12 protein-coding genes and 1 pseudogene are annotated in these 12,011 nt (G+C 40.2%); 7 read left to right on the plus strand and 6 right to left on the minus strand.

From position 1 onward, the window contains the following. Together ACT3S4_RS08015 and ACT3S4_RS08020 are read left to right on the plus strand one after the other, a co-directional pair. On the plus strand, nucleotides 1-733 hold a 733-nt coding region (locus ACT3S4_RS08015), incomplete at its 5' end, for a WlaTC/HtrL family glycosyltransferase (protein WP_444760855.1). A 46-nt stretch (nucleotides 734-779) separates the two neighbouring features. Beyond that, nucleotides 780-1,435 (plus strand): annotated as a pseudogene (locus ACT3S4_RS08020) (IS1595 family transposase). 25 nt (nucleotides 1,436-1,460) lie between these two features. Here ACT3S4_RS08020 and ACT3S4_RS08025 read toward each other — a convergent pair. The 5 genes from ACT3S4_RS08025 to glnE form a co-directional block, all read right to left on the minus strand. Continuing rightward, nucleotides 1,461-2,432, minus strand: coding sequence for a capsular polysaccharide synthesis protein (locus ACT3S4_RS08025; RefSeq protein ID WP_198330327.1), 972 nt, complete (start codon nucleotides 2,430-2,432; stop codon nucleotides 1,461-1,463). Nucleotides 2,433-2,435: 3 nt separating this feature from the next. Continuing rightward, nucleotides 2,436-3,398 carry a glycosyltransferase family 2 protein gene (locus tag ACT3S4_RS08030; RefSeq protein ID WP_087815254.1) on the minus strand — a complete coding sequence of 321 codons (963 nt, stop codon included), beginning with the start codon at nucleotides 3,396-3,398 and terminating at the stop codon, nucleotides 2,436-2,438. Between the two features lie 27 nt (nucleotides 3,399-3,425). Then, the gene (locus ACT3S4_RS08035; protein ID WP_176393082.1) at nucleotides 3,426-4,514 is read right to left on the minus strand and encodes a glycosyltransferase family 4 protein; all 1,089 of its coding nucleotides are present in this window, start codon (nucleotides 4,512-4,514) and stop codon (nucleotides 3,426-3,428) included. 322 nt (nucleotides 4,515-4,836) lie between these two features. Then, nucleotides 4,837-5,766, minus strand: a complete 930-nt coding sequence (locus ACT3S4_RS08040) for a branched-chain amino acid transaminase (protein WP_087815250.1) — start codon at nucleotides 5,764-5,766, stop codon at nucleotides 4,837-4,839. A gap of 283 nt (nucleotides 5,767-6,049) precedes the next feature. Beyond that, nucleotides 6,050-8,929, minus strand: a complete 2,880-nt coding sequence (glnE, locus tag ACT3S4_RS08045) for a bifunctional [glutamate--ammonia ligase]-adenylyl-L-tyrosine phosphorylase/[glutamate--ammonia-ligase] adenylyltransferase (protein ID WP_087815249.1) — start codon at nucleotides 8,927-8,929, stop codon at nucleotides 6,050-6,052. 216 nt (nucleotides 8,930-9,145) lie between these two features. Here glnE and tusD point away from each other — a divergent pair, with 216 nt between their 5' ends. The 4 genes from tusD (at nucleotide 9,146) to ACT3S4_RS08065 (ending at nucleotide 10,829) form a co-directional block, all read left to right on the plus strand. After that, the gene (gene tusD / locus ACT3S4_RS08050; RefSeq protein WP_201501367.1) at nucleotides 9,146-9,577 is read left to right on the plus strand and encodes a sulfurtransferase complex subunit TusD; all 432 of its coding nucleotides are present in this window, start codon (nucleotides 9,146-9,148) and stop codon (nucleotides 9,575-9,577) included. A 71-nt stretch (nucleotides 9,578-9,648) separates the two neighbouring features. Next, nucleotides 9,649-9,972 (plus strand): hypothetical protein, encoded by a 324-nt coding sequence (locus ACT3S4_RS08055; RefSeq protein WP_201553732.1) that lies wholly within the window; start codon nucleotides 9,649-9,651, stop codon nucleotides 9,970-9,972. Between the two features lie 114 nt (nucleotides 9,973-10,086). Then, a complete protein-coding gene (locus ACT3S4_RS08060; protein WP_227690009.1) occupies nucleotides 10,087-10,461 on the plus strand; it encodes a hypothetical protein in 375 nt (124 codons plus the stop codon). Continuing rightward, the gene (locus tag ACT3S4_RS08065; RefSeq protein WP_374190031.1) at nucleotides 10,458-10,829 is read left to right on the plus strand and encodes a TusE/DsrC/DsvC family sulfur relay protein; all 372 of its coding nucleotides are present in this window, start codon (nucleotides 10,458-10,460) and stop codon (nucleotides 10,827-10,829) included. Before ACT3S4_RS08060 ends, ACT3S4_RS08065 begins: the two co-directional genes overlap by 4 nt. Before the next feature lie 92 nt (nucleotides 10,830-10,921). Here ACT3S4_RS08065 and ACT3S4_RS08070 read toward each other — a convergent pair whose 3' ends face one another. After that, nucleotides 10,922-11,494, minus strand: coding sequence for a tRNA (cytidine(34)-2'-O)-methyltransferase (locus ACT3S4_RS08070; RefSeq protein WP_201501369.1), 573 nt, complete (start codon nucleotides 11,492-11,494; stop codon nucleotides 10,922-10,924). A gap of 302 nt (nucleotides 11,495-11,796) precedes the next feature. Between ACT3S4_RS08070 and ACT3S4_RS08075 the strand changes: the two genes are divergently transcribed. Next, on the plus strand, nucleotides 11,797-11,937 hold the full coding sequence (locus ACT3S4_RS08075; protein ID WP_045447789.1) for an entericidin A/B family lipoprotein: 141 nt from the start codon (nucleotides 11,797-11,799) through the stop codon (nucleotides 11,935-11,937). The last annotated feature ends 74 nt before the right edge of the window (nucleotides 11,938-12,011 follow it).

A 12,011-nucleotide genomic window follows, 5' to 3' on the forward strand; every position in this document is an offset into this window, starting at 1 on the left:
TTTTGAGAACTTAGCAAAACTCGATAATGAAATGGTTGTATTTACCTTTGAGGAAATGAAGCCTTATATCAGAAAATTAAGAGGTAACAAACCAACCAAGATCATCATTATTGATTTAGAAAAAAAGTTTAGAAACTTACTAGATGAAATTAAATCGATAATTAACAGCAATAATTTCAAGAGTAAAATACCCGATAAACACAAGCTCAACCCTGAGTATTGGTCTGAAAAGTATGTCCTAGTAACTAATCTAAAAACTTACTTTGTAAACAAAGCTATTGAAGATTTTAACTTGTCTAATGATCTGGTTGCTTGGGTAGACTTCGGATATTGTAGAGATAATACTACTCTGCTAGGTATTAATAATTGGTACTACCCTTTTGATGACTTACATGTTCATTTTTTCACATTAACAAAAGACAAGTTTTTTTTATTTTTTAACAATCCCAACTTCCCTCATACAAAAAACAAAGTTTTATCTGCTATTTTAAATAATAGAGCAGTTATCATAGGTGGCGTAACAGTAGCTAATCAAAATATTTGGAGAGAGTTCTTTAATGTTGTAAAAAATTGTCAAGAAGAATTATTTCAAAAAAACATTGTGGACGATGATCAAGGTGTTTATTTAATGTGTCATCTTAAGCAACCCAATCTATTTAAATTTCACTATCTTGGTAAAAATAGCAATGGTGAGCAAAATTGGTTTGGAACCATGCAAAAATTTCATGCTTAACTTATTTAGAGGCTGTAGTAGATAAGCACTATGCTAGACTACTTTTATGAAGATAACCCGTTGTAAACTAAGTAAAAAAGTACAGCGAAGGCTCTTAGAGTTTTCACGGCTGAAGTGACTGCAAGAACAGCCGCAGATTTGCTCGACATTCAACCTAACACTGCTGCACTTTTTTATCATAAAATTAGACTTGTAATAGACGACCATCTCTCATTAGAAGCTGATGAGCTCTTTTAGGTGTAAGTCAAATTAGATGAAAGTTACTTTGGCGGCGTACGTAAAGGCAAAAGAGGTCGCGGGGCTGCTGGTAAGACAGCTGTATTTGGTATACTAAAACGAAATGGTAAGGTTTATACCATTGTCGTAGCAGACACCAAACAAAGCACATTAATGCCTGTCATCAAGCGTAAAATCAAGCCTGACAGCTTTGTTTATACTGATAGTTATCGAAGTTACAATGCGTTAGATGTGAGCGAGTTTAAACATTTCAGAGTCAATCACTCTAAAGAGTTTACTTGCGGTAAAAACAATCACATCAATGGCATTGAGAACTTTTGGAATCAGTCTAAAAGAACACTCAGAAAATATAATGGGATCGATAAGAAGAACTTCCATTTATTTTTAAAAGAGTGCGAGTTTAGATTCAACTATGGATCACCGTCTACTCAGCTTAAAACGCTGAGAAAATGGTGTGATATTTAATCCTTATCTACTACAGCCCCTTTATTTATATATATCTATTTTTTAGATAGCCATAATAGGTTTGTTTTTCGAAATACTCTTCCTTGAAAGCCTCATGAATAGTCAACTTATGAATACTAGCTTGTGAAACTATTTTTTTGTATTCGTCTTCATTAAATTGCTTTTTTATCTCAGATTGTAATAAATGTGGAAAAGTATCATCAATAACAGGAAATTCAAAATCTATAATTTTTGACTCCTTTAATTCATTAATCATTACTTGAAAGAAAAAGTAATACTCAATTTTACTTTCATTTTCCCAATAATAAAGCAGCAAGTCAACCAAGGTCTTTGTAATCATTGAGTTTGGCTTAGAAAACATAATACTACTAAGATGTTTTACTTTAAATTCATCTCTCCAATTAAAGTAAAAATGTGTATCATTTGTACCCCAATTTTTATTAAGAGAGTTAGGATCACGGCTATACATAAAAAAATTACAGTTTGCATATTCCTTGGGTAGCCTATCTGTTAATAAAACGGAAGCATCTAGCCAAACCCCACCATAGATTGACAACAATGCAACACGCAGCAAATCAGAAAAGAATACTGGTCTAAAAACTCCATTTTTACGTTTTTCATCAACAAACTCTGGAAGCTTTATATATTCATTTATGTTTTCATCAGTAATTCTGATAACCTGATAATCGTGAGCATGACTGTCTACTGAAGAAAAACATATTTCCACCATTTCCGGTAAATTTTCTAATCCCTGTCCCCAATATTGCCAAATAATTTTTTTGCCTACCAGTTCTTTTTTGATTGGTGGAGTATCATACTTTTCTATTTTTTTGTCAGCGTATTGATCAAGAACCATCCTCCAGTAAGAGGCTACTTTTTCTTGCTTAATTTTATCATCATACTGATAATTCCAGCGCTTCCTTACATTTCTAGGCACTAGGCCATTATAGAAAACCTTAAAGGGCTTATTACGGATAACGTTAAAGATCTTTTGCATGGTCTACATACCTTTCAGAATTTTGTCTAATTTGGAACGTTTAATATTCAGAGTTATTCTTTGATGTATTCGCAGCTCTTTATTAGCAACAAGATAAAGCTCTGAGAAGTACTTATTGTATTGAGCATAGGTGTCTTTTAACAAATCTTCCTGATGGTTTTTAGCGATTTTATTTAACAGCCCTATATAACGTTTATATACTTTATACAGCAAATAATGATAGCCATCTTTTTCACCATCTCTCTGATAGTTTTCAACGCGATAAGTGAAAGCATATAAATAATCATCTACGTATTTTTTGTCGATATTCTTTAAAATAGACCCTTCACGCTCACGATACTTTATTACAGGCTGTTTTAAATAGCTATATTGAAAACTCTTTAATGAGATATCAGTCATATACAAAATATCTTCAAAATTCAATCCTTCTTTAAACCTTATGTCTTGTATTATCTGTCTTCTAAAAACCTTATTCCAAACATGATTACTATTATTTTCAATAATATTATCTAAGAAGCTATTGCTCTTATTGATATAATTTTTATTAGACGTGCCTATAAACCCTTTTTTATTTACCTCTTTTTTTCCTCGTAATGATACATAATCGGCACATAGCACATCCGAGTTCAATTTTTCTATTTGAGACATGACAGATTTATAAGCACCTTCGTACATAACATCATCAGAGTCAATAAACCAGATATACTCTGTTTGGCCCATATCGAAAAGCGCATTGCGTGTGTCTGACAAACCTCTATTATAAGGCGCATCGAAGATTTGCACTTGAGGGTAATTTTCAAAACGCTTGATAATAGCTGCACTATTATCTGTCGAAGCATCGTTCATTATTAAAATAGATGCTCTAGTATCGATTTGAGTGAGTATTGATTCTATACACTCTTCTACATAATCCGCTACATTATAAACAGGTATTAAAATACCAATTGTTAGATCTTCTTTATTCATACAACACTCACATTAAAAACTTTATAATTAACAGCTTGTTAATAAATTCTGAAATAATTGATAATACGCTTGAGTGACCTGTTTTTTATCATAATGAACTAAAACTTTCTCTCTAGCTGCCGTTGCTAGTGCTTGGTAGTTTGATGGATTAGATAGTACAGTCGCGATGATATTCGCCAGCTCTGTTGCTGCCCCGACTGGGAACAAGAAGCCATCCTTGTTGTCTTCAATCAACTCCTTTACTCCCATTGCAGTACTTCCCATAACGACACAGCCACTTGCCATCGCTTCTAGCACCGCTAGGTTCAGCCCTTCAAAACGGCTCGACATGATAAATACTTTATGTTGTAGCAATAGCTTTTCAACTTCGCTACTGTACTCTATAAAGGTCACTTGTTCATGCAGCTCATAGCGAGCAACCAAATCATGTACTTCTCTTTGGTAACGCTTGCGCCCACTACCAACTAAGGTAAGAGTGGGATTGATGCCTTTTTGCTTTAACTGATTCAGTGCTTCAATTAAAGTAACGTGATCCTTACTTTTAGCATATCTTCCCACCATAATCAGATCATGCGACCTTTCATTAACAGGTGCAAGATTCACACCGCCAAATCGAGTGGTATCAATACCATTTGGGATGGCTTGAATGGGTGCGTGAAGACCCTGCTCAGATAAGACTTGGGCTACGCCTTCAGAGACAGCCACAATTCTAGCAGTTGATTTACTTAGTTTACGCGTTTGGTATATCTTCCAAGGTGTATAGCGCTCTTTAGAGTTGTGTTCCACTTGTACCAAGCAAGGTACTTGTGCCAATAGCCCTGCCCGTCTTCCCAGTAAATGCTCAGGAAACCCATGCGCAACCAATATATCAGGCCGCCATTGCTCACATAGTTTTTTTAATTCGTGAACGGTCGCAAGATGGGTAGTACCTGTGACAACCTTGTAATCGATATCTTTATCTTCAAGTTCAGCAAGCTTTTCTGGTACGGTCGTTTTTTTACGACGCAGTACTAATAGGTTTTCAGTCGATTCTATTTGATTGTGAGCCTCAACCAAATCAATAGCAACTTTCGTGGCTCCTGAAAAGCCACCAGTGACAAAATGCAAGACTCTCAACAGCTTCTCCATTAATCTATTCAAAGTAAAACCAGACTTAGCTAAAAAATAAGATTCTATGACGCTCTCAATTTGAACGCACCTGCTTTAAGAATCGACATGCTAAGCAGCCGTATTCATAGATGGACACCATAGCAAGATGTAGCTTGAAACTAAGCGACGTTATGATACCGCATCCATAAATTATGTGCGAGCTTATCGTTAGTAGTTATAGCGAGCCTATGAACTTGATTTTAAGATACCTATTAGTACCACTCAACCAAAAAAGCTAAGACTTAAAACAGTCTTAGCTTTTTTATCTCATACAATATAATTTTAAATATTAATCAATAAAACTTAACCAATCCATATACTGCTCATTGCGACCATGAACCACATCAAAGTACAAGGTTTGTAGCTGCTCAGTCAAAGGTCCACGTCCACCATTGCCAATAGTACGATCATCATATTCACGAATAGGCGTCACTTCAGCCGCCGTACCCGTCATGAATATTTCATCTGCCAAATAAAACTCATCACGAGTGATACGGCGCTCAACGACCTTGATGCCTAGATTATCAGCGAACTGAATGATGGTGCGACGAGTGATACCGTCAAGTGCACCGCCCGCTAAATCTGGTGTATGCAATACGCCATCTTTGACTAAGAACAAGTTCTCGCCAGCACCTTGGCAGACGTAACCCTGCGGATCCATCAAGATAGCTTCGTCATAGCCATTACGAGTGACTTCTTGGTTGGCCATGATGGACACTGGATAGTTGCTCGAGGCTTTTGCCTTACACATGGTCACATTGGTCATATGATGAGTAAATGACGAGGTTTTTACACGGATACCATTTTTGATACCCTCTTCACCCAGATAAGCGCCCCAATGCCAAGCAGCAACCATTGCATTGATACTGTTATCACGTGACGATAAACCAAGCTTTTCTGCACCGACCCAAATGAGCGGACGAATATAGGCTTCTGCCAAGTTGTTTTGCTTGACCACATCTTTGTGCGCCTGCTCCAGAGTCGCTGCATCAAACGGTACATTCATTTGAAAGATTTTTGCAGAGCCTAACAGACGCTCGGTGTGCTCTTTTAGGCGAAAAATTGCCGTACGATTATCAGCAGTTTGGTATGCGCGCACACCTTCAAACACAGCCATGCCATAATGCAGGCTATGCGTCAGCACATGGACTTTGGCATCTGGCTGCTCAATCATTGTGCCATTCATCCAAAGCTTACCATCTTGTGTTGCCATATTCATTTTATAATCCTTATGTTAGCACTAACGGCTATTTTTTTAGGTATAGTCGACGCACGTATAAATGCTTCGACTAGAGGTTTTGATTAATCGTATTTATCAACATCATATGATAACACCGCAGCGTCAATTTTTATTGCTAAAATATAGTGTTATCCTTACTTAGAAATAACCAACAACTGACAGATTTATCGTAATGTGTCGCCGATTATATCACTGGCGGTGCTAGCAAATGAAATCTTTTAGTTTGAGTATCACAGGCTATTATTTATAAGCAAAAACCTTCTTAAAAATTAGGCGAATCGCCATCGGCCAAATTAACACCCATCAAATGTTGCCATTGCGCTTGTACTAATGCTCGTGTTTCTTTCCACAGTGACTCATCCACCAATAGCGATTGCTCTGATAGTGCCAATTGATGAGTAGCAGCACGAATTCTGAGGTAGGCATCCGTTAAATCTTGGCAGACTTGCTCCTCCCAAATACCCAGTGATGCCACTTCTTCAAAAATACGAACGTTGTCGCTCCATTTGGTCAGGCTCGGATGCTCATGCGAATAAGCCAATACTGCAAATTGCGCTAAGAATTCAATGTCAATGATCCCGCCTGCATCTTGTTTAAGATGAAACTTACCTGCTTGTTGTTGCCATTGACTGGTGCCCAGATGTTTTTGCATCTTAATACGCATACTGGTGACTTCTGTACGCACCTGCTCTATCGTGCGCGGTAATGATAATACGTCTCGGCGAATATCACAAAAGCGTGCCGTCACTCGTTTATCACCGCAAATCGCTCGCGCCCGTACCAAGGCTTGATGCTCCCACGACCATGCCTTTTCTAGCTGATAGGTTTCAAAAGCATGACAAGACACCACCATCATGCCAGCATTACCTGAGGGGCGCAGACGCATATCAATCTCATAAGCGCGGCCATCTCGAGTTTGGGTATTGAGATAGTTCATCAGCTTTTGTACCAAACGGGCAGCAAACTTCATACCGCTGACTGATTTTTCACCCGTGGTCATGCCCTGCTCTTTTATCTTATGTAAAAACACCAAATCCAAATCTGAAGAATAAGACAGCTCTAGCCCGCCAAGCTTGCCATAACCAATGATGGCAAAACCGCAATCTGCCTCGGTCACCGGATCGCCATCTTGACCAATAGGATAGCCGTAGCGTTTGACAATTTCTGCAAAAGCCCGTTCTAATGCGGCTTCTAGTACCACCGCTGCGATATATGTAAGAGAATCCGACACCTTCATAATCGGACGCTCAGCCAATACATCACTGGCGGCGACCGCCAACACTTGGTTCTTCTTAAATAATCTTAATACGCTGAGCAGCTCTTCTTCGTCATTAGGCTCTACGCGCAATAGCTGTTGACGCAAAATATCACGCAACTCTGGCTTGTCCGGCAAGTGGCGATAGCGCTGCTGTAAAAAAGTATCTAAGAGCACAGGATAATGTGCCAACTCTTTGGCAATCCAAGGACTGGCCGACAGCATGGGTATCAGTTCAATCGTTGCATTGGGGTTTTCTGCAATCATCACCAAATAGATAGAACGACGACAAATCGCTTCGAGCAATGTAATGAGACGCGGCAAAGCGGTATTGGCCAATTGCTGCTGCTCTTGATGAGCGAGTAACGCATGGATAATTACAGGATAAGCGTCATCCAACCGCTCGCGAGCCTCATCGCTTAAGTTAGCGACCATCTTTGACTGCCAAAAATCTTGTAACAGCACTCGGTTTTCTGCCGTTAACACATCATTCAATCGTGCAATCTGTTCATCAAGATGTTCGGGCTCAAGATCTGTGTCTTCATGATCCGGTACCTGACGTTCGGTCACCATACGCTCAAAGGGAACATTGACATTGTCTCGGTGGTGGTTAAGGGTATCTAACAGTGCATTCCAATCGTCAAACCCAAGGGTAACCGCCAAGTTATACTGCCACTGCGGATCATGTGGCAAACGCTGAGTCTGTTGATCATTAATCGCTTGAATGGCGTGTTCAAGCCGACGTAAAAAACGATACGCGGCTTGGAGCTCTTGATAAGTAGTCCTCTCTAGATACTCAAGCTTATGTAATACCTGCATTGCTTGTAAACAAGATTTCACCTGTAATTGAGGATGCCTGCCACCATAAATCAACTGAAAGGCCTGCACAATAAATTCAATGTCTCTGATACCACCAGCACCCAGCTTGATGTTATCCAAATCTTCCCGCTGAGCGACTTGGTTTTGAATAAGCGATTTCATCTCCCTGAGCGCTGAAAAAGCACTGTAATCCACGTAATAACGGAAAACAAAGGGCTTGATGAGCGCTTGTATCTCATCATAAAACGGCTGTTCTAGCTGCCCGACTACTCGCGCTTTTAGCCATGCAAAACGCTCCCATGCACGTCCATGTTGAGAGAAGTACTTCTGTAATGCAGATAGATGAATGGCCAAATCACTACCATCACCCCAAGGGCGCAGACGCATATCGACCCGAAAAACAAAGCCATCAGCCGTCTTTTGATCCAATAATTTAATAATACCTTGACCAAGCCTTGTCATAAACCGCTTATTATCTATGCTGCGCGTGCCTTTTGATTTATCACCGCTGGTTACACCACGAGCCTGATGGACAAAGATAAGGTCTATATCACTCGATAGATTCAGCTCATGAGCGCCAAGCTTACCCATCGCCATAATCGCCATGTCATCAATTTGCACGTTACCTTTGGCATTGACAAACGTTGGTTCGCCGTACTGTTTAATCAAATGCTGGTAGGTATAATCTTTGGCAAATGAGATACAGCCGTCTGCAAACTCAGACAGCTCGTCGGTCAATTGCTCAAGTGCTATCAGTTGTAAGGCATCTTGCCAAATCCAGCGCATCATCAGCAGTGTACGTAGATGACGCAGGCCACTCATTACCTTCACTTCATCAGCAAGTTGGTAATTATCATCTAACGTATAATCTTGAATCAAATCATCGATTTGCTGCCGAGTTAAGGTTCGATCTAACGGGTAGCTACGTAAAAACGTTTGGCATGAAACCGTTCGACTCTCCCAAATCTGATAAGCGAACTCGCTTGCCGTCTGCAATATTTGCAGCTGTTCGGTTGTATACTGACAATCTGTACCATGGGTCGCACGTGAAGGCATAGCGGATGACATAGGGAACATAACTCCTTGCATAGAGTGATAAGACTACGTGAACTTAGCGCATAAGTTTATCGTTTTTTCTTACGAAGTAGTCACAGCATCAACTAACGATACGCAATATGTCGGTATTTAATATAAAACTACGTTTAATGACAGTGACCCTATTTGCTTTTGAGCGCTTTATGGTAGCATAAACAACTTTAGCGCAGATGATTGAAAAGAGCTCTTATGACAACCATGACCCCATTGCTTCTGATTACTGCTGATCCTAGCCACCCACTTGCCCATTTAGCGCTACGTTATGCACGCGCTTATCTCAAAAATGCCGCCAATAGTAAAGATACCAATGACAATGCCACCTTAGATAATATCACCTTAAACGTATTTTTTTATGGCGATGCGGCTAATACTGCCAATGATCTACGCTGGCAGTCGGCGGATCAAATTAATTTGACCAAAGAGTGGCAAACGCTCGCTGAGCAGTTCCAGTTAGCGCTGCCTGTCTGTGTCAGTACTGCACTCAGTCGCGGCATTAGCGACACGGATAACAGCAAACGCCATCAACTTAATGGTGACAACCTTGCCACTGGCTTTTCACTGATCGGACTGAGTGAGCTGGCGATGATGATGCAAGGCGACTGTCGTTTGATGCAGTTTTGATGACTTGCCGTGCAGACAGATTACATCTTATGATAATAACTGTCAGCGACCAATTAGATTAGGAATTAACCATGAAATTATTAGTTCAGCTGCTCACGCCGACTGAAATGGCGAGTTATGAAGGCTGTGCGCTTGCATTAACGCTAGCGACCTTTGGTCATGAAGTACAGCTGTATTTGGATGCGCCTGTTTTTGGCTTGTTGATGCAGCCTGCGTCGCGTTTGCATGGCATGATTCAGTCGCTTGAGCTATATGACATGCCAGCCGCTTGGCTACCTGACGATGTTTTTAGCGGGTGGGTAACAGGTATGCTACCTATTGATTTGGCTTCACAATTGACATTGATACCTGAAGTGGTGAACGCTTCAGACTTTGAGCAAATACTACGCTTTTAGCCTCGCAATTTTATTTGTAATACTTTAAATACTAGGCCATGTCCTCATTTTAAAAATAGAGATGAGAATGAGGACACGCCTTATCCTAAATCTAGCAAAAAATCGGACACTGTTATGGCAACTTTATATCAAATACACAGCACAATGGATATGCTCAGGCGCAGTGTCGATGAGATGTCACGGACATGGCGCACCGGTGACAGTATTCTCTTGCTTGGTAGCACCGTGGCTTTTATCAGTTGGCTTGATGCGTATTTGAGTGACAATGAAATACAAGGCATCGCAAATATTTATGCCTTAGCCGATGATGTGGCGCAGCTGAGTACCAATACCAGTGCTAAGCTCAATCTAGAAGCCAAGTTGAGTGGGCTGTTAACCGATGAAGAATGGGTCAATCTAACTCAGAATACCAATGCTAGTAATACCAGTGCTAATAATACCGATGCTAATAATGCGGGGTTTGACAAAGTAGTGACCATCGCCCTATGAATAACGATAATACGATTAATCATGATATAACCAATCATGATATAACAGCGGCAATCAACGTTGAATTGGATCAAGACGGTCATTTATGTGACCATAATATCTGGACCCCTGATGTCGCTCAGCAATTGGCCGACACTCTAGAGGTGCATCTAGAAACTGAGCATTTACAAATTTTACAACAGGTACGGGCATTTTTTACTCAGTTTAATCACGCACCAGCCACGCGCCCACTGATTAAATGGTTACAGAAAACCTTGCCAGAGCATGATATCAGCAATCAGAAACTACAGCAGTTATTCAACACTGGCTTGGTTGCCCGCCATGTCAATCGCCTTGCCGGTCTGCCCAAACCACCCAACTGCTTATAAGATATATGGCATATATGATTGATAAGGTGTTATGAATGGCGATGAATACCTAAATGTTGGATCATCGCCTGCAATCAGTAAAAAATGCATGGCTATTTTGGATCGTACACTGTCAACGTCTCATACCCGATACTACGACCTTCATCACCAGTGAAGCCTTGCTGACGCCAGACCTCATACAGACATATCGCCACACTATTCGATAAGTTTAAACTGCGTGAATCAGCCAGCATAGGCAAGCGCAACCAGTGATCAGCGCCGATATCTTCACGTATATCATCTGCCAGACCTGCTGTTTCAGAGCCAAATACTAAGGCGACATTAGGTATCTGCTCAGGCATCAGGGCACAATCAGATTCGGCAGCCATCTGTTGCCCACCAAAGTCATAGTCATAAAAAGGCTTGCTCAGTTTGGTGGTCAATGCTGTGACAATATGACAATCCGCTGCCTGTAGCGCCAGTTTTGCTGTCGCCCAATCATCATGTACTTGTAGGTGCGCGTATTCATGATAATCCAAACCTGCACGCCGCAGCTTTTTATCATCAAGCTCAAACCCTAATGGCCTGACCAAATGTAGCTGCGCGCCCGTATTGGCACATAAGCGGATAATATTGCCCGTGTTACTAGGCATTTTTGGCGCTACCAACACAATATGGGTGGTCATATCGACTCCTTAAGTCGTCAAATCTGCGTATTATCGTCGATCCGAGATAACGTGGACAGACTCTACTAAAATGATGGTTATTTGAATTTCTGAGCAAAAGGTAATTAAAAGTTACAGTTTACTGCCAATAATTACATTTTGATACTTTGCACAGTTTTTAACTTTCACTATGATGTCTCTAACGGATATCGAGATAGTATTTATCTATTATTATCTTATCCAATAACCCCTCAGTGAGGCTCAAGCCTAATGCTTAGCATCACTGTTATTATTTATAACGACCCATTTTTGAGGATTCTATTATGAAAAAATTAATCATCGCATCTTTAACTGCTATGTTTGTTCTAACTGGTTGCAACACTTTTAAAGGTTTGGGCCAAGACGTATCAAGCGCTGGCGAAGCTGTTACTGGCGGCGCACAAGACGTACAAAATAAAATCTAAGTATTGATTTTTTTGCGTATTTGAAAGGCTTATCATTTATGTGATAAGCCTTTTTTTATAACTTTATTTTTCGA

The organism is Psychrobacter sp. AOP30-A2-5, assembly GCF_052378115.1.
Classification (GTDB): Bacteria; Pseudomonadota; Gammaproteobacteria; order Pseudomonadales; family Moraxellaceae; genus Psychrobacter.